We start from the raw sequence: 22,337 nt of genomic DNA on the forward strand, positions 1-22,337 counted from the left end.
AACCTGAATGCACGAGGAAGACATGCCGGTCAATGCTGCCCTGAAGACCTATCTTGAAACCCGTCGTTCGGTTCCGGCGTTCCAGATGAGCGAACCGGGCCCGTCGCGGGCCGAAATCGAGGACATGCTCAGGCTTGCCCGCCGGGTTCCCGATCACGGCAAACTCGCGCCATGGCGGTTTGTTGTCTACGCAGGCGCCGAGCGCGAGCGGATTTCGCTGGAACTGGCCAAAGTCGCGATGTCAAACAAGCCGGATATGGATGACGAGATGATCGCGGTCGAGAAGACCCGGCTGACGCGTGCACCAGTGGTGATCGCGGTGATTTCGCGTGCGGCACCGCATGTCAAAATCCCCGAATGGGAACAGGTTCTCAGCGCCGGTGCTGTGTGCCTTAATCTGGTCATGGCGGCAAATGCACTGGGATATGCCGCCAACTGGCTGTCGGAGTGGTTCGCCTTTGATGAAAGCGTTTATCCGCTGCTCGGCGTCGCGGACGGCGAACGGGTGGCCGGCTTCATTCATATAGGTACACCGCAGATACAGACCGTCGAACGTCCCCGGCCAGAACTTGCTGACATCGTCACCTTCGCCGGGGAATAAACGCAGTGTTTTATAAGACCCAAGACAATCAGCACGGTCTTCCGCATGATCCGTTCAAGGCCATCGTCGCGCCCCGGCCGATCGGCTGGATCGGAAGCCGGGGACGTGACGGCTCGGTTAATCTGGCGCCGTATTCCTATTTCAATGCGATTTCCGATCGTCCCAAACTGGTGATGTTCTCCTCCGTCGGGCGCAAGGATACAGTGCGCAATATCGAGGAAACGAGGGTGTTCACCACCAGCATGGTGAGCAGGCACCTGGCGGAGAAAATGAACCTGTCATCTGCCAGCGTGCCCTATGGCGAGAGCGAGTTCGCCTTCGCTGATCTGACCATGGCTGAGGGGCGCATTGTGGATGCGCCATTTGTGTCTGAAGCCTATGCCGCACTGGAATGCCAGGTAACGGACATATTCGAGGCCAAGGGTCTCGACGGCGTACTGAGCGCAAATATTGTGGTTATAGGTCAGGTGATGGGCATCCATATTGATGAAGCCGCGCTTGTCGACGGCATGCTCGACATGTCGATCGCTGCTCCGTTGGGTCGTCTGGGCTATTTGGACTATGCCGATGCGTCCCGCACATTCCAGATGAATCGACCGGCCTCGACCAAGGCCTGAGTCTAGCTCAGATCGGGCAGGGCATCAGGATCCAGTCCTGCCCTCCGCGCCACCCGTTCGGCCTGGCGCAGATGTGGCTTGTCGATCATCTTGCCATCAAGCGAGAGAACCCCGGCATCCGGTCCGGCAGCCGAAAATAGCGCGAGGATTCGGACCGCCCGTTCGACATCCTCAGACGGTGGGGTGAACGCGGCATTGATGATGCTGACCTGATCGGGATGAATTGCCATCTTGCCGGAAAATCCGTCGCGCACCGCAGCCCGGCATTCGGCATCAAGTCCGCCCATGTCGCGGAAATCGGTGAAAACCGTGTCGATGGCGTCAACGCCCGCATTGGCCGCAGCCAGGATTGTCAGGCTGCGCGCCAGGCGGAACACGTCGGTGTAGCTGCCATTGTCATTCTTGTTGGATGATGCGCCGATGTCTGCCGCCAGATCCTCCGCACCCCAGGTCAAGGCTGAAAGCCGAACAGATTTGTTAGAGAAAGATGCGGCGGCAAGCATGCCGGTGGCGGTTTCGGTCATCAAGGCATGAATGAGCACCTGCCCGGCGGGCAGACCTGAGGCAGCCTCCTCAACGCTGATGCGGGCGTCCAGATCCTGGATGTCGGCGCCGGAACTGGCTTTGGGCAGCAGGATGGCATCGGGCGAGGCGCGGACGACTGCGGTCAGATCATCACCAGTCAAGCCGGTGTCGAGCGCATTGACGCGCACGATCAATCGAGGCGCTTGGGCACTTCTTTCGGTGTTCTGCAGAAACGACGCCACGATCTGACGGGCCTCGGCCTTTCGCGATTGTGCGACCGAATCCTCAAGGTCGAGAATCAGCGCGTCGGCACCACAGTCGATCGCCTTGCGCATCTTGCGCTCTGAATCGCCGGGAACGAACAGCAGTGATCTCATCATGGCGCCGGCCTTTTGCGCATCATCGCCTGACGGACGCAGCGGGCCACCAGTTTGTCATGTTGATTGAATGCCTGATGCTCCATTTCAACAATGCCGCGATCCGGTTTGGATTTTGATTCGCGCACAGAGACTATTCGGGTCTCCACCCGGACCGTATCGCCGTGAAATAAAGGATTGGGGAACGTCACATCGGTCATGCCGAGATTGGCGATGGTGGTGCCCACGGTCGTATCGTTGACCGAAATGCCGATCATCAATCCAAGCGTGAACAGCGAGTTGACCAGAGGCTGGCCGAACTCGGTGGTTTTACAGAATTCATAGTCGATATGCAGCGGCTGCGGATTGAGCGTCATGTTGGAAAACAACATGTTGTCCATCTCGGTGACCGTGCGCCTGAGGGTGTGGGAAATCACCACGCCGGGTTCGAATTCCTCGAGATACATGCCGCGCATTTTGTCCTCCGCACTCGTTGCCTTGGTCATTGATGCCGTGTTCGCTGCCGTGACGCAAGGCCGGGAAAAATCAACGCCGAGGCGTTAACAAGCATGGTGAACCGAACGTAAACCTTTTGGCCCTAGCATCTTGTCATTGGTATCGAGTGGGGTCTGCGTAGAGATGATTGTAAAGTCCTTTTTGAAATGGTCGGAAACCGCGAACACAAGCGAACGGTGTCGCGCCACTGCGGCCTTGACCCGCGCATACGGTTACGGCGCAATGGATATGTCCGAACGCCAGGCCGCGGAGGCAGCGCTGGCACTGCTGTTGGAAGACCCTTCACCGAAAGTCCGTCTTGCGCTCGCCGAGGGCCTTGCCTGTGTGGACCATGCGCCGCGCGGCATCATCCTGGGACTGGCGGGCGACCAGATCGAAGTCGCGGGCCGAATCATTGCCTTGTCGCCGGTGCTTGCTGACAATGATCTGATTGAAATTGTTGCCAGCGGCCGGTCTTCAATGCAGCAGTTTGTCGCCTTCCGGCGGCCATTGTCGGTTTCGGTTGCTGCGGCCTTGGCAGAAGTCGGCGAGGCTGAAGCCGTTGCCGACATGCTCGACAATCCGCACGTCTCGATCGCCCGCATATCGCTGCGCCGCATTGCCGAGCGATTTGGGGATGCAGCGGAAATCCGCGGGCGGCTGTTCGATCGTGCTGACCTGCCTTGCGATGTCCGCCAGGCGCTGGTGGAACGGCTCGGCATCGCGCTGGCGGGGTCCGATTTTGTCCGTTCCGCAATTGGCGGCAGCCGTGGTCGCAAGGTCACCGAGGAAGCCTGCATGAGTGCGACGCTGAAGATGGCCGAAACCGTGATGTCGGATGAAATTCCTGCACTTGTTGAGCATCTGCGGATGTCGGGTCGTCTGACGCCGGCGTTTCTGATCCACGCGCTGTGCACCGGCAATGTCGATTTCTTCGCAGCCGCAGTCGTCTCCCTGTCAGGGATGAATGACGGACGGGTGCGGGGCATTCTGATTGATGGACGCGAGGCAGCCATGCGGGCGCTGTACAGGTCAATCGGCCTTGCACGGGATCTGGCTCCGGTGTTCGTTACCGCAACGCTGATCTGGCGCGCCGCATCGCGCAATCACACCAGCATCGATACCGGCCGGGTGACCACCGAATTGATGCGACGCCACGCAGCCGACGCAGCACGCGACCCGGCGGTTGCTGAACTGCTTCGACTGGTCGAAAACCTGCACATGAACTGGGGGCGCCAGGCCTCACGCGATTACGCCCACGCCTTGGCTGCGGAAGCTGCCTGAGTTCAAACCGGGTTTATCGGGACGTGCAACTCCAGGCCAGCACCTGGCAGCCATTGGTATATCGGGAGCATTTCCGTCTTGCTGCCCTTTCGGCAGCCTGCCTCGTTGCGCCCGGTTCGCTGCCCCAGCCGTTCGACCCGATTGCAACCGCTCCACAGCCGTTCCGGAACCAGACGGCTACTTGGCAGCCGCTAGTCCTGGAACGGCATTCACGCATAGCCCCATTCTCGGCCTCGCGGCGTGACTGCCTGTCATAGACAAAACCGTATCCGCCGGTGGCTTTCGAAAACGCGATTGCGCCGAAATTGTCCGCAGCTGCCGCCACGCCGGTCGTCATAAAGGCGAGAACCGCGACGGTCGTGATTCTCTTGAAGAAGATGAATGCTATCTGGACCATGTTCCACTGCTTTCCAATTGCGCTCCATGGCTGCAAATCAAAATTCGGCAAGGGTGGATTGGAGCGATTAGAGGCAACACCCGTGGCCCTGGCAATCTGACACAATGGTTGTGAAATCATAGAGCTAAGAGCAACGGGCAGGATATTTTTCACCTGCCGCGAGACATCAGGTCAAATGTCGAGATTGTCGGCGAAGGCGGCGTGTTCCTGAATGAAGCGGAAGCGGGCGTCCGCCTTGGTTCCCATCAGGTTGTCGACCGATTCCCGGGTTGATTCAGGGTCGCTCGCATCAATCGCCACCTTCAGCAGGGTCCGCTTCGACGGGTCCATGGTGGTTTCCTTGAGCTGCGAGGCCATCATTTCACCAAGCCCCTTGAACCGGTTGATCTCGACCTTGCCGCGACCGGTAAATTCGGTTTCGAGCAATTCCACCCTGTGTGCGTCATCGCGGGCATAGAGTGATTTGGCTCCTTGCGTCAGCTTATAAAGCGGCGGAACGGCGAGATAGAGATGTCCATTACGGATCAGCTCGGGCATTTCCTGGTAGAAGAAGGTGATCAGCAGCGAAGCAATATGCGCGCCGTCGACATCGGCATCGGTCATTATGATGATGCGTTCGTAGCGAAGATCTTCCTCGCGGTATTTCGATCGCGTGCCGCTGCCAAGCGCCTGCACCAGATCGGCGATTTGCTGGTTTGCGCCCAGTTTCTCGCGGCCGGCGCTGGCGACATTGAGGATCTTGCCGCGCAGCGGCAGGATCGCCTGATTGGCGCGGTTGCGCGCCTGCTTTGCCGAGCCGCCGGCGGAATCGCCCTCGACGATGAACAGTTCAGCCCCCGCTGCGGTGGTCTGGCTGCAATCGGAGAGTTTGCCGGGAAGCCGCAGTTTGCGCACGGCAGTCTTGCGGTTGACTTCCTTCTCCTTGCGCCGCCGCACCCGTTCATCGGCGCGGTCGATCACCCATTCGAGCAATTTGTCAGCTTCACCCGGCGAGTCCGCCAGAAAATGGTCGAAAGGATCACGCAGTGCATTTTCCACAAGCCGCTGAGCTTCGGCAGACGCGAGCTTGTCCTTGGTCTGCCCGACAAACTCAGGCTCTCGGACAAACACCGACAGCATGCCGATCGACGAAATCATCACATCATCGGTGGTGATTGCCGCTGCGCGCTTGTTGCCGGTCAGTTCGGCATAGGCTTTCAGACCCTTGGTCAGGGCAATTCTAAGACCTGCTTCATGGGTGCCGCCGTCGGGGGTCGGGATGGTGTTGCAGTAGGAACTGATTGAAGCGTCACCGCCATACCAGGTCACCGCCCATTCCATCGACCCGTGACCGCCGGTCCGTTCGGTCTTGCCTGCGAAAATGTCGCGGGTAACCCGATAGTCCTTGCCGAGCGAGGCTTCGAGGTAATCCTTGAGGCCTCCGGGGAAGTGAAACACTGCCTTTTCCGGCGTTTCGGTGCCCTCGACCAGCGAGGGCGCACAGGACCAGCGTATTTCGACGCCGCCGAACAGATAGGCCTTGGAGCGTGCCATGCGGCAAAGCCGGCCGGGGTCGAACCGCGCAGCGGCGCCAAAAATTTCCGGATCGGGATGAAAGCGGACTTTTGTGCCGCGCCGGTTGTGAATGTCGCCCAGATCTTCGAGGCCGCCCTGGGGGATGCCGCGTGAAAAGGTCTGGCGGTAGAGTTTCTTGTTGCGAGCGATCTCGACAACCAGATCATCCGACAGCGCGTTGACGACCGAGACGCCGACACCATGCAGGCCGCCGGAGGTTTCATAGACCTTGCTGTCAAACTTGCCGCCAGCATGCAGCACCGTCAGGATGACTTCGAGCGTGGATTTGCCGGGAAATTTCGGATGGTTCTCCACCGGAATGCCGCGGCCATTGTCGGTGACCGAGAGATAGCCTTCGGCGTCCAGTTCGACCTCGATGAAAGTGGCGTGACCAGCCACGGCCTCGTCCATGGAGTTGTCGATGACCTCGGCAAACAGGTGGTGCAGGGCGCGCTCGTCAGTGCCGCCAATATACATGCCCGGCCTGCGGCGCACGGGCTCGAGACCTTCAAGCACCTCGATTGTCGAGGCATCGTACTCATCGCCACTGGCCGGCGCTCCCTTGCCGGAAGCCGGCGTCCGCGCCGGTTTGGCGGCAGTCGCAGGTGCCTGTTTGGGGGAATTGTTTTCCGCCTGTGGCGCCGGGTTTGCAGCCGGTGTACTCACCTTGGAAAAAAGATCGTTGGAATCGTCCATATTGCCGTGATGCCTGATGTAAATTGGGGAAACGAATCACCCGGAGTGTGCCAGAATCCATCCCTTCAAGCGACTGTGTATCATTTGGTTTGCAGCTTTGCGCGGCGTTCATCCCCGGCTGAGTGCGATTATGCTCGGCTGCATGATGTCGGCCTGTGTGATCTCACCGGCCATTTCTCTTGAACTCAAAGGCCACAAGGACAAACTGTTTGCCTATCCGGGAATTCTGTCGATCACCGAGGATAGTTCCTTCATGGTGGTCAATTACGACAAGCAGCGTGATATCCACCGCCGCGACGTGGAGCCTGAACGCCGCGTGCGGTCAAACTATGTGTCATCCGGCGTCAAACGCCAAAGCCGTCTTGCTTTGCATGAGGTGGGTGGCAGGGCGATTGAAACCGGGGTTACGGGTGACTACTCGACTGCGCGGTTTGCGGTGATCTTTGTGCATGGCCGGGGCGGTGACCAGCGGCTCGGCATGAATGACTACACTTTTGGCGGCAATTTCAATCGGCTCAAGAACCTTATGGTCGTTAATGGCGGCGCCTATCTGGCGCCTACGGTGACGAGCTTTGATGATCAGGGCGCGAGCGACATCAAGGCGCTCGTTGTTGCCGGCAAGGCGCCGGTGGTGTTGGCCTGCGCCTCGATGGGTGCGTTCATCTGCTCGAAACTCGCCAATGATCCCGCTGTGGTTTCAAGACTCGCCGGCATGGTTCTGCTCGGCGGAGCGCCGGACATGGGACTTGTGAAAAGCCAGGCGGTGAAGGCAGGTTTGCCGATCATGTTCACCCATGGCAGTCTTGATACTGTCTATGACTGGAAAGACCAGAAGGCAGTATTCGATGCCGTGCGCAAGACTGCGATAGGCTATCGGGCGCGGTTTGTACTGTTTGACACCGGCTCGCACGGAACGCCGATGCGGATGACCGACTGGAAGCAGACGCTCGAGTTCCTGTTGAGCCGCTGAATCGGTTTTTGCTGCACGTCCATTCCGTTTCGATTCGGGATTGGTTTCAATTTAATAAAAAATTGACTGCATGAATAAACCGGTTGTTTGGGAAATAAGATTACAAGCGGTCCGATCCCAATTCGGAGCCGGACATGAAATACATCGTCTTCATTCTCTTTACAGTGGCTACCAATGCAGCGGCACAACTGATGCTCAAGCAGGGAATGTTGTCACTTGGACCGGTCAGTTTTACCGCCGACACGATGATTGCGCGGATTTTCCAGATTTTGTTCAACCCTTGGGTCTTTGCCGGACTGGCGACCTTCGTCATTTCGATGGCTTCGCATTTGTATGTGCTGTCCAAGGTTGAGCTTTCCTTCGCCTATCCGTTCCTGAGCCTGGCTTATGTCGCGGTGGCGGTATTCGCCTACTTCCTGTTTAGCGAAGACCTCAACAGCTGGCGTATCGCCGGTATCGGCTTCATCTGCATCGGAACGGTTCTCATCGCCCAGTCGGGCCGAGAGACTCATGCCGTCGATGCGCAGGACACAGCCCAGTCCACCCAGATCAATGTAGCAGCAAGAGAGATTTCGGGATGAAACATGTCATTTTTGGAGGCGACGGCTTTGTTGGTCGCCATCTCGCACAGACCCTGCTCGCCCAAGGCGAAGACGTGGTGGTCGCAGATATCGTCAACGACAATCGGTCGTTCTACAAGGGTGCGACGATCGTAAGCTGCGATGTCACCAACCCGGACGCGGTTGCGCGGGTTCCTGTTGCCGCCGACGACATGGTCTACAATCTGTCTGCCAAGATGCTCTCGCCGCTGCAGGTTCGCGCCAAGCGTCACGATTTCTTCTATCCGGTCAATTACCACGGCACCAAGAACATCATCGAAGCCATGGATAAAGCCGGGGCCAACCGGCTGGTGCATTTCACCACCGACATGATCTACGGTCATACGCTGACGTTTCCGATGACCGAGGAACACGCGGTCGCTCCACTCGGCGAATACGGTCAGTCGAAACTCGACACCGAGGTTCTGGCTGCTGACTGGCGGGCCCGCGGCATGTCGATTTCGCTGTTTCGCCCCCGATTGATCATCGGCCCGGGCCGGCTTGGAATTTTGGAAAAGCTCTTCAAGCTGATTGACGCCAACCTGCCGGTTCCGATGATCGGATCGGGCAAGAATCCCTACCAGTTCATCTCGGTGTTTGATTGCGCTGAGGCTGCCCGGATGGCCTGGAAGGCCGGCGTGCCGAACGAGGCCTACAATCTCGGCTCGATCAATCCGCCACCGGTTCGCAAGCTGTTGGGCGATCTGGTCAAGCATGCAGGGTCGAAATCATTCCTGATCCCGACACCGGGCTGGGCGGTCAAGCGCACGCTCGACCTGTTTGACCTGATCAACATGCCGATCATGGATCCGGAACAGTATCTCATCGCTGACGAAAACTGCGTGCTCGACGTCTCCAAGGGCGAGCGCCAGCTCGGCTGGGTGCCGCAGTACCGCGACGAAGACATGCTGATTGCCGCCTACGACGAATATCGTGCTCAAAAAGTGCGGGGTGGGTCGTCCGCCACTGCCCAGGTCGCACCGGCCGAATGAAACTGTTTCTAGGGAGCCAGAACAATGCTTGATACACCCACACGCGTCACAGTGGAAGCGCCGCCGATGTCCACCACCGAACCTGAATTTGGCCAGACTGAACGCCCCGATTTGCTCAGCGTTGCCGACGCAAAGGCGATGTCGCTGACCGAGATGACCAACCTGTTCAAGGATCATATCAATCCTGGCCAGTTGCATTTCATGAAGCTTCTGGGCTTCCACAAGGTCAAGATCGAATCTGCCTCGGGCATGTACTACACCGATCAGAACGGCCGCAAGATTCTCGATTTCTTCGGTGGCTTCGGGTCGCTGGCGTTTGGCCACAACCATCCGCGCATCATTGCCGCCAGAAAAGAGTTTCAGGACGAAGACCGGCATGAAATCGCCATTGCCTTCATGAGCCAGTATGCCTCTGCGCTGGCCAAAAACCTGGCGGCGATCGCTCCGGGCGATCTCGATATGGTGTTCCTTGGCTCTTCCGGCTCGGAAGCCATGGAAGCGGCGATCAAGGTTGCCGAACGCGCCGCTGGTCCGAAACGGCCGAAAATCGTCTATGCCGAGAATTCATTCCACGGCAAGACCAAGGGCGTGCTGTCGCTGACTGACTCCGAATTGTACCGCGGAGAGTTTGCGCTGACCGGCAACACAATCAAGGTTCCGTTCGGCGACATCGAGGCGATCCGCCTGGCGTTTGAATCCGATCCCGAAATCGGCGTCATCGTGCTGGAAACCATCCAGGGCGGCGGCGGCATCATCGAAGCCCCGGTCGAGTTCTGGCTGGAATTGCGCGCGCTCTGCGATGAGTATGGCGTGTTGTGGATTGCCGACGAAGTTCAGTGCGGCATGGGCCGATCAGGCAAATTCTTTGCCTTTGAACATGCCGGTGTTCAGCCGGATGTCACGGCGCTCGCCAAATCGCTCGGTGCCGGAAAGACCGCCATGGCGGCGATGATTGCGTCACGCAAGGTTTACATGAAGGCCTATGGAACGCCGAAAACCGCGATGATCCACGCCCAGGCCACCTTTGGCGGTATCGGTGAGGCTTGCGTCACGGCCATCGAGGGGCTCAACGTGATGTATGACGAGGATCTGCTCGGCAATACCGAAGAGGTTGGCGGCTATCTCATCGAGCGTCTGAATGGTTTGAAAGACAAATACCCGCAGATCATCAAGGATGTGCGCGGCCGTGGCTTCATGGTCGGGCTCGAGTTCCAGGATTTCAGTCAGACACTTCCGGCCTTGCTGCGACCGATGGTCGGGCTGCTCGATGACAAGCTGAAAGGCTCGCTGTCAGGCTTTGTCGGTGCCGAACTGTTGCGCGATCATGATGTGCTGGTGGCGTTCACCGAATATAATCGCAACGTCATCCGGCTTGAACCACCGCTGATCTGCGGCCGTGAACATGTTGATGCCTTCATCACGGCGCTGGACGCCGTGCTGGGCCGCGGCATCGTCCGCATCGTGCGCGATTTCATCGGCAGCCAGACCAAGAAGTAGTCTTCAGACGATCAATCTTGGTTTTGACGGATACGAGACGGGGTGGGCACATGGCCCGCCCCGTTTTAATATGCATCTGGAAAATCGGCTTGGTGATGAGCATATGGGGTAGGGGGCAAGTCGCTGGCTTGCTTGTGTGACTGCCGGTTTCGCGTTACCCCTTTTGCAGTCCGTTCTGCGTCATTTCACGATTGGGTAACGGGGGTTTTTGTGCCCGTCGTTGGCAGGGTCAGAATGGTTTTGCGGGCAACAGCCTCGGCACTGTCTGAAAGGTGATGGTTTGACCAATCAATGGGGCAGGGACAGCAGTTTCCAATCCGGCAGCAGGCGCCGGGGTGGGGCTCTGACTGTCATCGCCATGATCGTCTGCCTCGTGCTTGGCGCTGCCGGCGGCTATGCCGCATTCCGGTTTCTGCCGTCCTACAGCAGCACTGCGCACGATGAGGCACGTGCCGCTGCTGTCAGCGCGAACGACGCCCTTGCCGCAGCCCGCAAAGATCTTGATGAAGCTCGTTCCATTCAGCAATCCGACAGGGCGCAGCTAGAGGCGTTGCAAGCAACTATCGCCCGGCAGGCCGCCGATCTCGATGCGATGACGGAAAGACTGGCGGCGGTCTCGAGCCAGGCACGATCGCCGGAGGATCAGTCTTCAGTCGTCGAAGCCCTGAGCCGCGAGCGCGATCGGCTGACTGGGGAAAACGAGAGCCTCAAGCGAGATTTGGCGGCACTCCAAACTGAACGAGACGCTGGAAAGCAGTCTACGACAGTCGCCGAGGCGCGCCTTGAGGCTGAACTGGCCCGCCTGCGCGATGAAGTCGTGCCGGAGTTGACGGCGGAGCGGGACCGGCTGAACCGCAAGACCCTGATGATGCTGGCCGATCAGACCAATCTCAAGGCGCAAGCCAAGGCAGCTGCCGATGCGAGGGCCGAGGATGCCAAGCGCATTGCCGAGCTCAAAACCCGGCTTGCAGATGCCGAGGGTGAGCTGACGGCCTCGCAGGAGGTGCTGGATGCGCTCAAGCTCGAAAGCCGCGCTGGCCAGGAGTCTGAGAGTGTAACGGACAGCAATGCGGCCAAAGCGGCAACGCAACCCGACGCAGTGGAAAAGCCGGCACTCGACACGCGCAAGCCGGATGCCGTGGCGCAAGCCTTGCGCACAGCGCCGGGGCTTGAAACATTGTCTCAAGCCGACTTGCAGAGATTGACGGATACACTGATTGCCGGTGAATGCGTGACAACTGCGCTGAAATCCGTATTTGACCGCGTGCCGATCCTGACATTGCGCAATCTGATCCGTGATTTGAACAGCGACTGCTGATGAGAGGAAAAAGCCCTTGAGACCCTTTGCCACCCTGCTTCGAAAGCTGTTCCTGGCTGCCGGCGCGTTGACGCTCGTGGCCGGCGCAAGCCAGTCGGCCGAATTCGAGCGCAACATCATGACCGGCGGCCCGACCGGCACCTATATCCGCATCGGCAAGGACATTGCAGCCCTTGGCGCCGAATGCGGGCTGACGCTGAATGTGATCGAAAGCGCCGGGTCTCTGGAAAACTTCATCGGCGTTCGCAACCGGCGCAACACCCAGTTTGGCATCGTCCAGAGTGACTTGCTGGAATATCTCAAGACCTTCGAGGCCAATGACCCGGAAGTCCAGGACGCGGTGCGCGGCGTGCGCATCATGTTCCCGCTCTACAATGAGGAAGTTCATGTGCTGGCCCGCACCGGCATCGCCAGCCTCAAGGATCTCGAAGGCAAGAAGGTCGCCGTCGGGGTCAAGGACAGCGGCACGTTTCTGACCGCCTCGTTGATCCTCGATATTTTGCAGGTGGAAGCGGCAGAGCGGGTGCCGCTCAATCCGGACCAGGCTCTGCCGAAGCTGCAGGCGGGCGAAATTGATGCCCTTTTTTATGTCGCCGGCGCACCGGCGTCACTGTTCGCCAATGCCGACATCGATCCGGTAAAATTCCATCTGCTACCGATCACCGAGGCGCCGCTGCTTGCCACCTATACCAAGGCAAGCGTGCCTGCGGGTACCTACAGCTTCCAGTCCGATCCGGTCGACCTGGTGGCCGTCAAAGCGGTGCTGATGACCTATGACTACGATCCGAACAAGAATGCCTATCATCGTCAGAGCTGCACGACGGTCTCGGATTTCTCCAGCCTGGTTCTCAACGGCATGGACACATTGCGCGAGACCGGTCACCCGAAATGGAAAACGGTGGATTTGTCAGCGCTGCCGCCGGGCTGGCAGGTTGGCTCCTGCGTCAAGGCCGGCATGGCGCTGGATTATGCACCCAAATGCACCAAGGTGACCGAGGCTGCACCCGCTGACAGCAATGAGGAGTATCTCAATCTTCTCAAACAGCGGCTGAAAAACTGATCGCAAGCTGTCGATAGATATGAAAAAACCGGCGAAACCCATCTGGGTTCGCCGGTTTTTTTATTGCGTTCCGAGCCGCTGAAGCGACCCGGCTTGATCCGGTTAGACCGAGTAGTACATGTCGAATTCGACAGGGTGCGGGGTCATTTCGAACCGCATGACTTCCACCATTTTCAGTTCGATGAAAGCATCGATCTGGTCGTCGTCGAACACGCCGCCGGCGGTGAGGAACTTGCGATCCTTGTCGAGGCATTCAAGCGCTTCACGCAGCGAACCGGCAACGGTCGGGATCTTCTTGAGCTCCTTGGCCGGCAGGTCGTAAAGGTCCTTGTCCATAGGCTTGCCAGGATGGATCTTGTTCTTGATGCCGTCGATGCCAGCCATCAGCATGGCTGCGAAACACAGATATGGGTTCGCAGTCGGGTCGCTGAAGCGGACTTCAACGCGCTTGGACTTCGGCGAGGAGCCGAACGGAATGCGGCAGGAGGCCGAACGGTTGCGAGCCGAGTAGGCCAGCAGAACCGGTGCTTCGTAACCAGGGACCAGACGCTTGTAGGAGTTGGTCGACGGGTTGGAGAAGGCGTTGATGGCCTTGGCGTGCTTGATGATACCGCCGATGTAGAACAGGCAGTTTTCCGACAGGCCGGCATATTCGTCGCCGGCGAAGGTTGGCTTGCCGCCCTTCCAGATCGACTGGTGCACGTGCATGCCCGAGCCGTTGTCGCCGAAGACCGGTTTTGGCATGAAGGTTGCTGTCTTGCCGTAGGCATGTGCGACCTGATGGACGCCATACTTGTAGATCTGGGTCTTGTCGGCCATGCGGGTCAAAGTATCAAAGACCATGCACAATTCGTGCTGGGCGGACGCCACTTCGTGGTGATGCTTTTCAACGACCAGGCCCATTTCGGCGAGGACGGTGAGCATTTCCGAGCGCATGTCCTGGCAGCTGTCGACCGGAGGAACCGGGAAATAACCGCCCTTGACGCGCGGACGGTGGCCCATGTTGCCGGTCTCGTAGTCGGTGTCGTCGTTGGACGGCAGTTCCGACGAATCGAGCTTGAAACCGGTGTTGTACGGATCAGCCTTGTACTTGACATCGTCGAAGATGAAGAATTCGGGCTCAGGACCGATATAGACCGTATCGCCGAGGCCGGACGCCTGCAGATAGGCTTCAGCCTTCTTGGCGGTGGTGCGCGGGTCGCGGCTGTAGGCTTCGCCGGTGATCGGATCGAGAATGTCGCAGAAAATCACCATGGTCGACTGTGCGAAGAACGGGTCCATGTGCGCCGTTGTCGTGTCGGGCATCAGCACCATGTCGGACTCGTTGATGGCTTTCCAACCGCCAATCGAGGAGCCGTCAAACATGACGCCATCAGCGAACATGTCTTCGTCGACGCAGGAGACGTCCATGGTTACATGGTGCATCTTGCCCTTCGGGTCGGTGAAGCGCAGGTCGACAAATTTGACGTCGTTATCCTTGATTTGCTTGAGGAGTTCTGTGGCAGTCGTCATGTGCGAAATTCCCTGTTTAATAAAGACGATGGGTGCGCGGCGGTCCGCCGAACACAGTGGTTAGATGGCGTCATTGCCTGTTTCACCGGTACGAATGCGGATGACTTCTTCGACGTTGGAAACAAAAATCTTGCCATCGCCGATACGGCCGGTCTGGGCCGCATTGCGGATCGCGTCGATTGCTGCTTCAGCGGTCTCGTCTGCAAGAACGATCTCGACTTTGACCTTCGGCAGAAAATCGACCACATACTCCGCTCCGCGATAGAGTTCGGTATGGCCTTTCTGGCGGCCGAAGCCCTTGGCTTCGGTGACCGTGATGCCCTGGAGGCCAACTTCTTGAAGAGCTTCCTTCACTTCATCAAGCTTGAACGGCTTGATGATCGCTTCGATCTTTTTCATGAAAACCAATTCTCCGCTCTGTCCTGTGAAAGCAGGCATCAAGGCGAACGCCAGAAACCCACTCGCCTGTATCAAAGCACACACCGTGCCACATTATTTGAAAATAGTCGCTTCCGATCAAAAAACTTCGTTCAGCGGCTGGAATGGGCAGGAAAACAGGAGGAATTTCATTGATCATGCGGCTCCGGGACAAAATCTGGTCCGTTTTAGGCGTTTGTCCGAGATCCATCAAAAACAGTGATGATTTTTTGTGCGCCATAAGCTGCACGATAAATAGGCAGTATGCATAAATACTCGTCAATCATCAGGCGAATGCGGCACCCGCGGTCCTGGGGGGAGCTCAGCGTCGCAAAAGGCATTGATCGGGTTGCATGCCGCGAGCGCTTTCTCATGGATTCCAATCCCCATTTCTCGCTGTTGTCGCGTTATCCGGTGCGCCCTGCGACTGCGCGATGATGCGCACGGTGTCGCCATCGGCTCGCGCCGCGCCCGGCGCTTCAACGTAGCCAGGAGCACCAGCTATCAGTTCGGGTTTTGGACCCAGAGGCCGCATTTAAATTCCAGCCCGAAAACGCCCTTGTAGGACGATGTGCTGACGCGTTCATAGCCATCGCGCTGCAGCCGTTTGTCGACCGCCTTGAACCCAGTTCCCCAGGCCCAATGCCACCGCATGTTCTTGTTTTTGATTTTCCTGGATGTGACCCGCACCTGCGGGCCGGAACTTCCTCCCGGATCGGTCCTGCAGACCAGTCCGGTCGGCATCTGCCCCGTGCGCTCGAGATTGGCCATGTGCTGTCGAAGCTTTGTCACGCTCAACCAGCCAGTTTGCGCCGCCAGTCCAGATTCCGTCGCGCCGACCATCATGATGGTGCCCAACAGCACCATTCCGCATTTTCCGATATGTGTTTTCATTGTCTTCCCCTATTAGTTTTTTACCCGATATCCCCAGTTGGGTTAGCTTGCAGAGCTGATTTTCGCAAATTGACCGTCGTTTTTCAAAATTTGCGAACCTTTAGCGCGGCGCCTGTCTGATTTGCCGGTTGTCGAAGTCCCGGGCGATTTCGTGCTTGTGGCTTCGCCCTGAGGTTCGGGCTGTTGCGCTGGGCCGCCTTAGTGTCATGTGAACGCGCCTCGTTTCACCGTGATCTTGACCGCCATATCCGGCCCGTGCCACGAACATGGAATGGCTATCAATGACACTTTACTGGTGACACCTGCCGCGATGGCGGGAATTGACAAGGCGGCAATCGACAGTGGCCTGGACGGTTTCGCCCTGATGCAGGCTGCCGGGGCTCACGTTGCGGCGGTGTTGCTGTCGCGATTTCCGGAGGTTTTGCGCGCGGTGGTGTTGTGCGGGCCGGGCAACAATGGCGGCGACGGCCATGTGGCCGCTGCGGCCTTGATGCGCTCCGGCGTCGACGTCGTCCGCTATGGACAGGAGCCAAGATCCGGCGGCGATGCGGCGCGTGCGTTCGACGCATGTCCGGGATCGATGCAGCCGCTCGACGCCTGGCAGCCGCAGACCGGCGATGTGATCATCGATGCGCTGTTTGGCGCCGGCCTCGACCGGCCGGTTGGCGCCGATGTTGCCGCGGTGATCGAGCGGGCGGGCGCGGCATGTACACCGGTGATTGCCGTCGATCTGCCTTCGGGGCTGTCAGGCCGCACCGGCGTGCCGACCGGCGCCTGTTTTTTGGCTCAGGACACTGTGACCTTTGCCGCTCTCAAACCCGGCCACCTGCTGATGCCGGGCAGGGAATTCTGTGGCCGGATGCATCTCGGTGACATCGGCATTCCTGCGCGGCTGATCCGCAGCGAGGATCCAATCTGGCGCAATCATCCCGGCCTTTACCGTGAGGCTTTGCCCACGGCGTCCTTTTCCCAGCACAAATACAGCCGCGGGCATTTGGGCGTGTTTTCCGGCCCGCTGATTTCCGGTGGCGCTGCACGGCTGTCGGCGATGGCTGGGCTGAAATCTGGCGCTGGGCTGGCGACGCTGGCGACACCGCCGAGTGCGGTCTTGCTGCAGGCGACGCATCTGACTGCGATCATGCAGCGGGCGATCAAGGACGAGGCTGACCTGACTGACTGGCTTAATGACAAGCGGATTTCAGGCTTTGTGATTGGTCCGGGATTTGGTGATCTTGGCAAGGCGCGGGGCTTCACGCGATTGCTGGCTGAGACCGGGCGTCCTGTGGTGCTGGACGCTGACGGGCTCACTGCCTTCGCTGAAGATCAGAACGAATTGCGGATTCTTTTCAAAGGGGAATCAAGGCTTGTTGTGACGCCGCATGAAGGCGAGTTTCGCCGCTTGTTCCCAGATCTGACTGATGACATGACGCTGTCGAAGATCGATCGTGCCCGACTGGCGGCAAGCGAGCTCAATGCCGTTGTTGTCTACAAGGGCGCCGATACGGTGATTGCAGCACCGGACGGACGCTGCGCCGTCAACGCCGATGCGCCACTCTGGCTGGCCACCGCCGGGTCAGGCGATGTGCTGGGTGGCCTGATCGGAGGATTGCTGGCCCAGGGCATGCCTCCATTCGAGGCGGCGTGCGCCGGTGTGGCGATGCATGGTGAGGCCGGAAACCGGGCCGGTGCGAACATGACGGCAGAGGACCTGGTGCTGGAAATCGGCAGGCCGGCTTGAACCCCAACTGATGGCTCAATTGACGGCTTGGGCACGCAGATAGGTTTTGGGCGGCGTACCCATGACGCGGCAGAACATGGTGGTGAAGGCCGGCACGCTGTCGTAGCCCAGATCCAGCGCCACAGCCGTCACGGTCTCGCCGGCAGAGAGCCGTGGCAACGCTGCCATCAGGCAGGCCTGCTGCCGCCAGGTCGACAGGCTCAGCCCGGTCTCGGCGCGAAACACGCGGGTGAAGCTGCGCCGGCTCATTCCTGCTGCATCGGCCCAATGATCGATCTTCAGATGTGCCGTTGGCTGAACCAGGTACTCGCGACACAATTGCGCCAGCCGCTTTTGTGACGGAAACGGCAAGCCAAGCGGGCGTTGCGGCAATTGCAGAATTTCATGCAGCAGGGCGCCGAGAATAAAGCCGGCGCGTGGTGTGGCGGCATCGGAGCGCAGCCGTATGGCCTCGGCGATGAGACACCGCATCAGCGGCGTCAGGCCGGTGACGTGGAGATGCGCCGGCAATCCGGCGATCGCGTCCGGCAGCACGTAGACCGAATGCATGTCAACGCGGCCGATGGTGTCGACCGCATGGCGCACGCCGGCGGGAATCCACAAAGCGTGGCCCGGCGGAACCATCCAGCGGCCGGCCCGCGTGGTCACGGTGACGACACCGACACTGGGATGCAGCAATTGCGCCCGGCCATGCTCGTGTTCGGCGACATGCTCGTCATCATCGTAGAAATGCGAATAGGCCACGGCCGGTTCGACAGCCGCCTCGACGGCGGCAAGGCGAAGTGCCCGTTGATCCGTGGTTTCGATCGGTCGATCAAGGCTGGTCTCGGCTGTGAGTTCAAAGGTCATCGCACTGGCCCAGTTGCGTAAGATATAGACCAGAGCACGAAAGCGGGACGCTATCAAGCTGTGTATCACTTGCTTGCAGGTCGGATTTGACGACCGGAGGCACGCCTGCGGGAGGGAATGACAGATGGATGGAATGCCAAAAGCTGCAGCAGCGGCCCCACCGCCTGCGGATGTGAACTCCGCGGCCGTTGCGCCCGCACAAACTCCGGCAGCCACGACAGCGACCTTCTCGATCGTTGTGGCACTCAGCGTCTGTCACTTTCTCAATGACACGATGCAATCGGTGCTGGCGGCAATCTATCCGATCCTGAAGGCCAACTACGCTTTGAGCTTTGCCCAGATCGGCATGCTGACCTTTGCATTTCAGGTCACTGCGTCGCTGTTGCAGCCGGCGATCGGTGCCTACACCGACAAGCGCCCGCTCGGTTATGCGCTGCCGGTCGGCATGGGATTTTCGCTGGTCGGTCTGCTGCTGCTGGCGTCCGCCGGGTTTTACGGCTTGCTGCTTGCGGCGGCGGCTCTGGTCGGGTTTGGTTCGGCTGTGTTTCACCCGGAATCCTCGCGCATCGCCCGTCTGGCATCGGGCGGACGCCACGGCACGGCGCAGTCGGTGTTTCAGGTCGGCGGAAATGTCGGCACCGCCAGTGGTCCGCTGTTGGCTGCTTTCATCATTGTGCCAAACGGTCAGGCCTCGGTCGCCTGGTTCGGCCTTGCTGCCCTTTGCGCCATGGTGATCCTGACCTGGGTCAGCCGCTGGTATGGCGCCTTCCGCCGTGCTTCGGCCGGACGTCCTGCGGCCAGCAAGGTCCTGGCCCACAGCCGCCGGCGGGTCATTGTCGCGCTTGTCGTGCTGGCGCTGCTGGTGTTCACCAAGAACGTCTATGTCGCCAGCTTCTCCAGTTTCTACACCTTCTACACCATCGAACGCTTTGACGTTTCGGTGCAGGATGCACAATTGCTGCTTTTCCTGTTTTTGGGCGCCATGGCGGCAGGTACGCTGATTGGCGGACCTATCGGCGACCGGATCGGCGCCAAGGCGGTGATCTGGGTGTCGATCCTCGGCATCTTGCCGTTCACGCTGATGCTGCCCTATGCCGATCTGTTCTGGACAGCGGTGCTGACCGTGATCATCGGCGTGGTGCTGGCATCGGCGTTTCCGGCCATCGTGGTGTTTGCGCAGGAACTGGTGCCGGGCCGCGTGGGTCTGATTGCCGGCGTGTTCTTCGGATTTGCCTTCGGCATGGGAGGCATTTCAGCCGCCGTGCTGGGGCAGGTCGCCGACATCAAGGGCATCGTCTATGTCTACCAGATCTGCGCCTTCCTGCCGTTCCTCGGATTGCTGACGATCTTTTTGCCGAGAGAAACGCGCACGATCTAGAAAGCTGCGGAGCCACTGCCTTGCCGCCATGGCTCCGTAAGTCCGTTTCTATTGTGCGACGTAGCCGCCATCGACCGGAATGATGGCGCCGAGCATGAACGATGCCTCGGGCGAAGACAGCCAGACAATCAGGTTGGCCACTTCCTGCGGCGTTCCGATACGGCCGAGCGGGTGCAGCGGATCCATCATCTGGGCGCTGCTCTGGGCGCCGGCTGTCGCCTGATCGGCCAGTGAATCCAGCATTCTGGTGTCGATGCCGCCCGGGCAGACTGCATTGGCCCGAATGCCCGCCTTGCCATATTCGAGTGCTGCATTCTTGGTCATGCCGATCACCGCGTGTTTTGAAGCGACATAGGGCGACAGACCGGGGAAGCCGATCAGACCGGCGATGGAAGCCAGATTGACGATGGTGCCACCACCGGCTTGCAGCATGTGGCGGATTTCAGCCTGCATGCAAAGATAAGTGCCCTTGGCATTGATGCTCATGATGGCATCGTAATTGGCTTCCGCCTGATCGGCGAAGGGGGCAATGGTGCCTTCGATGCCGGCGTTGTTGACCGCACAGTCAAGCCGTCCGTACTGGTCGACGACACCGGCCACCAGCGCCGCCACATCGGCGGCTTTGGACACATCGGCGCGCTGGAACATGGCGGTGCCGCCTGCCTGGTGGATCATCGAGACGGTTTCCTCACCGCCTTCCACATGAATGTCGGAAACCACCACATTGGCACCCTCGGCGGCAAATTTCAGCGCCGTGGCGCGACCGATGCCGGCTCCTGATCCGGTGACAAGGGCGGTTTTTCCTGAAAATAATCCCATTTCGCTCTCCCGTGAAAGTGTGAAGGCTACGGGATCAACGGTACGCGCAGTCGCGCGGCTCCGCCTTGATGCCAATCAACCGAATAGGGAATTTTGGTCCGGCTGCGCCAGTCAGACCCGCTGCTGCAAGGCCATCGCACCGGCCGGCGCATTGACCTTGCCGCCGGTGATGAAGAAGGCGAAGACGTCGCGCGGCTGCTTTTCGACGCTGCGGCCGGCAGCGATCAGGGGCAGGTCGGACGGAGCGCCGCCTCCCGCATAGGTCTTCAGTCGTTTCGCCCACAGATCAATGTCGTCCGGCGGATAGCAGGTCGCGATATCATCGCTGCCGCGCTGCAATCGGGCATAGACGAAATCCGACGTCACATCGGCCAGCATCGGATAGCTCTCGTGATCGGCGCAGACCGCCGCCACATTGTGCTTGGCCAGCAGTTCGATGAATTCCGGCGTGCAAAAACTTTCGTGCCGGGCTTCGACGACATGGCGCAGCGCGATGCCGTCCTGCTTTTCAGGCAACAGCGCCAGAAAGGCCGCAAAATCATCAGGCTTGAATTTCTTCGTCGGCATGAACTGCCACAGGATCGGACCGAGCCGGTCGCCGAGTTCGGTAATGCCCTGGGTGAGAAACTTGGTGATCGAAGGCTCGGACTCCGCCAAAACCTTGCGATTGGTGCAGTAGCGGCTGGCTTTGAGCGAGAAGACAAAACCATCCGGCACATCGGCTGCCCATTTGGCAAATGTCGCAGGCTTCTGGCTGCCATAATAGGTGCCGTTGACCTCAATCGCCCTCAACTGCGATCCGGCATACTGCAAATGCTTCGTCTTGGGCATTTTTGCCGGGTAGAAACTCTCGTTCCAGGCATCAAACACCCAGCCGCCGATGCCGGCGCGGATTGTTGCGTGTGTGGTCAAGAATGCCTCCCTTGCTGGCAGAAACTGCTCTGCCGCCGTGGTGATACATGATGGCAGCGCCAGGTTCATACTAGCCATATTCGGCTCCGGGCATCCACCCGTTTTCCGTCGTCCAATTTTGTGCGCTGCTTGTCGAACAATCCTAGGGCCGGTCGGATCAAGAGGGAGGGGGGTAGATCCGGCCGGCCGTTACCGCAACTCGCGGTAAATCTGGTCAGGTGTCGATCTTGATCTTGCGACCCTTGGTGTCCTGCCCGGGTATCTTGGGCATGACTACATTGAGAACGCCGTTTTCAAATTTCGCATCGATCGCGTCCTGATCGACCCGGTTGGGCACAGGAAACGAACGGTAAAACGAGCCGTAATTGCGTTCAACGACAATGCTGTCGTCATCTTTTGATTCATGCGAGACGGTTTTCTCGCCCTTCAGCGTCAGCATGCCGTCGGCAACGGTCAGATCGACGTCGTCTTCCGACATTCCCGGAAGTTCAGCGGTCAGAGTAATCGCCTTGTCGTTTTCGGTGATGTCGATGGCCGGGCGGACAGCGCCAGCCGTCATCAGTGACGGGAAACCGGCTTTTACCGCTGCCGTCGGGGTGTCTCCAAAGAACCGCTCCATCATGTTGTCCATCTCCTTGCGGAAGTCGTCGAATACGCCGGATGACCGCTTCGCGGGGAGGTTTTGCTTTGTGTCTGCCATAATATTTTCCTTTCTATCCCGGTTGCATCGGGACGAGGCGAATATGCCAGCAACCGGGCGAAGGAAATTGACCAAAATCAAAATGCAAAAATCTGGAACCAACAGAAACCGCCGGGCTGAAACGCGGGCTTTTGCCCGTACAAACCCGGCAAGGTGA

General features: G+C 59.1%; 22 protein-coding genes. 12 read left to right on the top strand and 10 right to left on the bottom strand.

All coding sequences use genetic code 11. The features are described 5' to 3' along the window. The first annotated feature begins 7 nt into the window (after positions 1-7). Both IMCC20628_RS09275 and IMCC20628_RS09280 read left to right on the top strand, forming a co-directional pair. On the top strand, positions 8-601 hold the full coding sequence (locus IMCC20628_RS09275) for a nitroreductase (RefSeq protein WP_156174457.1): 594 nt from the start codon (positions 8-10) through the stop codon (positions 599-601). A 5-nt stretch (positions 602-606) separates the two neighbouring features. Beyond that, entirely contained in the window at positions 607-1,218 is a 612-nt protein-coding gene (locus IMCC20628_RS09280) for a flavin reductase family protein (RefSeq protein WP_047029984.1), read from the top strand. Between the two features lie 2 nt (positions 1,219-1,220). Here the strand turns inward: IMCC20628_RS09280 and IMCC20628_RS09285 are convergent, their stop codons facing one another. Both IMCC20628_RS09285 and IMCC20628_RS09290 read right to left on the bottom strand, forming a co-directional pair. Next, positions 1,221-2,120, bottom strand: coding sequence for a CoA ester lyase (locus IMCC20628_RS09285; RefSeq protein ID WP_047032416.1), 900 nt, complete (start codon positions 2,118-2,120; stop codon positions 1,221-1,223). Then, the gene (locus IMCC20628_RS09290) at positions 2,120-2,575 is read right to left on the bottom strand and encodes a MaoC family dehydratase (RefSeq protein WP_047029985.1); all 456 of its coding nucleotides are present in this window, start codon (positions 2,573-2,575) and stop codon (positions 2,120-2,122) included. The genes IMCC20628_RS09285 and IMCC20628_RS09290 overlap by 1 nt, the downstream gene beginning before the upstream one ends. A gap of 262 nt (positions 2,576-2,837) precedes the next feature. Here IMCC20628_RS09290 and IMCC20628_RS09295 point away from each other — a divergent pair, with 262 nt between their 5' ends. Beyond that, a complete protein-coding gene (locus IMCC20628_RS09295) occupies positions 2,838-3,878 on the top strand; it encodes a DUF2336 domain-containing protein (protein ID WP_245307907.1) in 1,041 nt (346 codons plus the stop codon). A 568-nt stretch (positions 3,879-4,446) separates the two neighbouring features. On the opposite strand, the gene parE is transcribed toward IMCC20628_RS09295, so the two are convergent. Continuing rightward, entirely contained in the window at positions 4,447-6,525 is a 2,079-nt protein-coding gene (parE, locus tag IMCC20628_RS09305; RefSeq protein WP_047029988.1) for a DNA topoisomerase IV subunit B, read from the bottom strand. A 142-nt stretch (positions 6,526-6,667) separates the two neighbouring features. Here parE and IMCC20628_RS09310 point away from each other — a divergent pair, with 142 nt between their 5' ends. The 6 genes from IMCC20628_RS09310 to IMCC20628_RS09335 all read left to right on the top strand — a co-directional run bounded on the left by IMCC20628_RS09310 (position 6,668) and on the right by IMCC20628_RS09335 (position 12,961). Continuing rightward, positions 6,668-7,495, top strand: a complete 828-nt coding sequence (locus tag IMCC20628_RS09310; RefSeq protein ID WP_052766610.1) for a phospholipase — start codon at positions 6,668-6,670, stop codon at positions 7,493-7,495. Between the two features lie 134 nt (positions 7,496-7,629). Continuing rightward, positions 7,630-8,076, top strand: a complete 447-nt coding sequence (locus IMCC20628_RS09315; RefSeq protein ID WP_047029990.1) for a transporter — start codon at positions 7,630-7,632, stop codon at positions 8,074-8,076. After that, positions 8,073-9,086, top strand: a complete 1,014-nt coding sequence (locus IMCC20628_RS09320) for an NAD(P)-dependent oxidoreductase (protein ID WP_047029991.1) — start codon at positions 8,073-8,075, stop codon at positions 9,084-9,086. Before IMCC20628_RS09315 ends, IMCC20628_RS09320 begins: the two co-directional genes overlap by 4 nt. Positions 9,087-9,152: 66 nt before the next feature. Continuing rightward, entirely contained in the window at positions 9,153-10,583 is a 1,431-nt protein-coding gene (locus tag IMCC20628_RS09325) for an aspartate aminotransferase family protein (RefSeq protein ID WP_047032417.1), read from the top strand. 280 nt (positions 10,584-10,863) lie between these two features. Then, positions 10,864-11,901 (top strand): hypothetical protein, encoded by a 1,038-nt coding sequence (locus IMCC20628_RS09330; RefSeq protein ID WP_047029992.1) that lies wholly within the window; start codon positions 10,864-10,866, stop codon positions 11,899-11,901. Positions 11,902-11,917: 16 nt separating this feature from the next. After that, positions 11,918-12,961: a TAXI family TRAP transporter solute-binding subunit gene (locus IMCC20628_RS09335; RefSeq protein ID WP_245307908.1), complete on the top strand. Its 1,044-nt coding sequence runs from the start codon at positions 11,918-11,920 to the stop codon at positions 12,959-12,961. Positions 12,962-13,063: 102 nt separating this feature from the next. Here IMCC20628_RS09335 and glnA read toward each other — a convergent pair whose 3' ends face one another. Continuing rightward, positions 13,064-14,473: a type I glutamate--ammonia ligase gene (glnA, locus tag IMCC20628_RS09340; RefSeq protein WP_047029993.1), complete on the bottom strand. Its 1,410-nt coding sequence runs from the start codon at positions 14,471-14,473 to the stop codon at positions 13,064-13,066. Positions 14,474-14,533: 60 nt separating this feature from the next. Next, positions 14,534-14,872, bottom strand: coding sequence for a P-II family nitrogen regulator (locus IMCC20628_RS09345; RefSeq protein WP_047029994.1), 339 nt, complete (start codon positions 14,870-14,872; stop codon positions 14,534-14,536). Here IMCC20628_RS09345 and IMCC20628_RS25085 point away from each other — a divergent pair. Beyond that, a complete protein-coding gene (locus tag IMCC20628_RS25085; RefSeq protein ID WP_156174460.1) occupies positions 14,871-15,113 on the top strand; it encodes a hypothetical protein in 243 nt (80 codons plus the stop codon). The two genes, IMCC20628_RS09345 and IMCC20628_RS25085, sit on opposite strands and share 2 nt — an antisense overlap. Positions 15,114-15,394: 281 nt before the next feature. Here the strand turns inward: IMCC20628_RS25085 and IMCC20628_RS09350 are convergent, their stop codons facing one another. Next, positions 15,395-15,784, bottom strand: coding sequence for a hypothetical protein (locus IMCC20628_RS09350; protein ID WP_156174461.1), 390 nt, complete (start codon positions 15,782-15,784; stop codon positions 15,395-15,397). Between the two features lie 271 nt (positions 15,785-16,055). Between IMCC20628_RS09350 and IMCC20628_RS09355 the strand changes: the two genes are divergently transcribed. Beyond that, the gene (locus IMCC20628_RS09355; protein ID WP_047029996.1) at positions 16,056-17,522 is read left to right on the top strand and encodes an NAD(P)H-hydrate dehydratase; all 1,467 of its coding nucleotides are present in this window, start codon (positions 16,056-16,058) and stop codon (positions 17,520-17,522) included. Between the two features lie 15 nt (positions 17,523-17,537). Here IMCC20628_RS09355 and IMCC20628_RS09360 read toward each other — a convergent pair whose 3' ends face one another. After that, entirely contained in the window at positions 17,538-18,371 is an 834-nt protein-coding gene (locus tag IMCC20628_RS09360; RefSeq protein WP_082128087.1) for a helix-turn-helix transcriptional regulator, read from the bottom strand. Between the two features lie 133 nt (positions 18,372-18,504). Here IMCC20628_RS09360 and IMCC20628_RS09365 point away from each other — a divergent pair, with 133 nt between their 5' ends. Further along, a complete protein-coding gene (locus tag IMCC20628_RS09365; protein ID WP_047032420.1) occupies positions 18,505-19,749 on the top strand; it encodes an MFS transporter in 1,245 nt (414 codons plus the stop codon). Positions 19,750-19,797: 48 nt separating this feature from the next. Here IMCC20628_RS09365 and IMCC20628_RS09370 read toward each other — a convergent pair whose 3' ends face one another. The 3 genes from IMCC20628_RS09370 to IMCC20628_RS09380 form a co-directional block, all read right to left on the bottom strand. Further along, positions 19,798-20,568 carry a glucose 1-dehydrogenase gene (locus tag IMCC20628_RS09370; protein ID WP_047029997.1) on the bottom strand — a complete coding sequence of 257 codons (771 nt, stop codon included), beginning with the start codon at positions 20,566-20,568 and terminating at the stop codon, positions 19,798-19,800. A 111-nt stretch (positions 20,569-20,679) separates the two neighbouring features. Then, on the bottom strand, positions 20,680-21,480 hold the full coding sequence (locus tag IMCC20628_RS09375; RefSeq protein WP_047032421.1) for a DUF72 domain-containing protein: 801 nt from the start codon (positions 21,478-21,480) through the stop codon (positions 20,680-20,682). A gap of 214 nt (positions 21,481-21,694) precedes the next feature. After that, positions 21,695-22,180, bottom strand: coding sequence for an Hsp20/alpha crystallin family protein (locus IMCC20628_RS09380; RefSeq protein WP_047029998.1), 486 nt, complete (start codon positions 22,178-22,180; stop codon positions 21,695-21,697). Positions 22,181-22,337: the final 157 nt, after the last annotated feature.

Origin of the sequence: Hoeflea sp. IMCC20628, assembly GCF_001011155.1 — a bacterium.
Lineage (GTDB): Bacteria > Pseudomonadota > Alphaproteobacteria > Rhizobiales > Rhizobiaceae > Hoeflea.

What these genes read in the sequence shown, in the direction of transcription:
- IMCC20628_RS09315 (WP_047029990.1), top strand. Translation starts at nt 7,630, where the DNA reads ATGAAATACATCGTCTTCATTCTCTTTACAGTGGCTACCAATGCAGCG.
- IMCC20628_RS09310 (WP_052766610.1), top strand. Translation starts at nt 6,668, where the DNA reads ATGATGTCGGCCTGTGTGATCTCACCGGCCATTTCTCTTGAACTCAAA.
- IMCC20628_RS09365 (WP_047032420.1), top strand. Translation starts at nt 18,505, where the DNA reads ATGCCAAAAGCTGCAGCAGCGGCCCCACCGCCTGCGGATGTGAACTCC.
- IMCC20628_RS09295 (WP_245307907.1), top strand. Translation starts at nt 2,838, where the DNA reads ATGGATATGTCCGAACGCCAGGCCGCGGAGGCAGCGCTGGCACTGCTG.
- IMCC20628_RS09350 (WP_156174461.1), bottom strand. Translation starts at nt 15,784, where the DNA reads ATGAAAACACATATCGGAAAATGCGGAATGGTGCTGTTGGGCACCATC.
- IMCC20628_RS09380 (WP_047029998.1), bottom strand. Translation starts at nt 22,180, where the DNA reads ATGGCAGACACAAAGCAAAACCTCCCCGCGAAGCGGTCATCCGGCGTA.
- IMCC20628_RS09275 (WP_156174457.1), top strand. Translation starts at nt 8, where the DNA reads ATGCACGAGGAAGACATGCCGGTCAATGCTGCCCTGAAGACCTATCTT.
- IMCC20628_RS09360 (WP_082128087.1), bottom strand. Translation starts at nt 18,371, where the DNA reads ATGACCTTTGAACTCACAGCCGAGACCAGCCTTGATCGACCGATCGAA.
- glnA (WP_047029993.1), bottom strand. Translation starts at nt 14,473, where the DNA reads ATGACGACTGCCACAGAACTCCTCAAGCAAATCAAGGATAACGACGTC.
- IMCC20628_RS09325 (WP_047032417.1), top strand. Translation starts at nt 9,153, where the DNA reads ATGTCCACCACCGAACCTGAATTTGGCCAGACTGAACGCCCCGATTTG.
- IMCC20628_RS09345 (WP_047029994.1), bottom strand. Translation starts at nt 14,872, where the DNA reads ATGAAAAAGATCGAAGCGATCATCAAGCCGTTCAAGCTTGATGAAGTG.
- parE (WP_047029988.1), bottom strand. Translation starts at nt 6,525, where the DNA reads ATGGACGATTCCAACGATCTTTTTTCCAAGGTGAGTACACCGGCTGCA.
- IMCC20628_RS09285 (WP_047032416.1), bottom strand. Translation starts at nt 2,120, where the DNA reads ATGAGATCACTGCTGTTCGTTCCCGGCGATTCAGAGCGCAAGATGCGC.
- IMCC20628_RS09370 (WP_047029997.1), bottom strand. Translation starts at nt 20,568, where the DNA reads ATGGGATTATTTTCAGGAAAAACCGCCCTTGTCACCGGATCAGGAGCC.
- IMCC20628_RS09320 (WP_047029991.1), top strand. Translation starts at nt 8,073, where the DNA reads ATGAAACATGTCATTTTTGGAGGCGACGGCTTTGTTGGTCGCCATCTC.
- IMCC20628_RS09355 (WP_047029996.1), top strand. Translation starts at nt 16,056, where the DNA reads ATGGCTATCAATGACACTTTACTGGTGACACCTGCCGCGATGGCGGGA.
- IMCC20628_RS09290 (WP_047029985.1), bottom strand. Translation starts at nt 2,575, where the DNA reads ATGCGCGGCATGTATCTCGAGGAATTCGAACCCGGCGTGGTGATTTCC.
- IMCC20628_RS25085 (WP_156174460.1), top strand. Translation starts at nt 14,871, where the DNA reads ATGAAAACCAATTCTCCGCTCTGTCCTGTGAAAGCAGGCATCAAGGCG.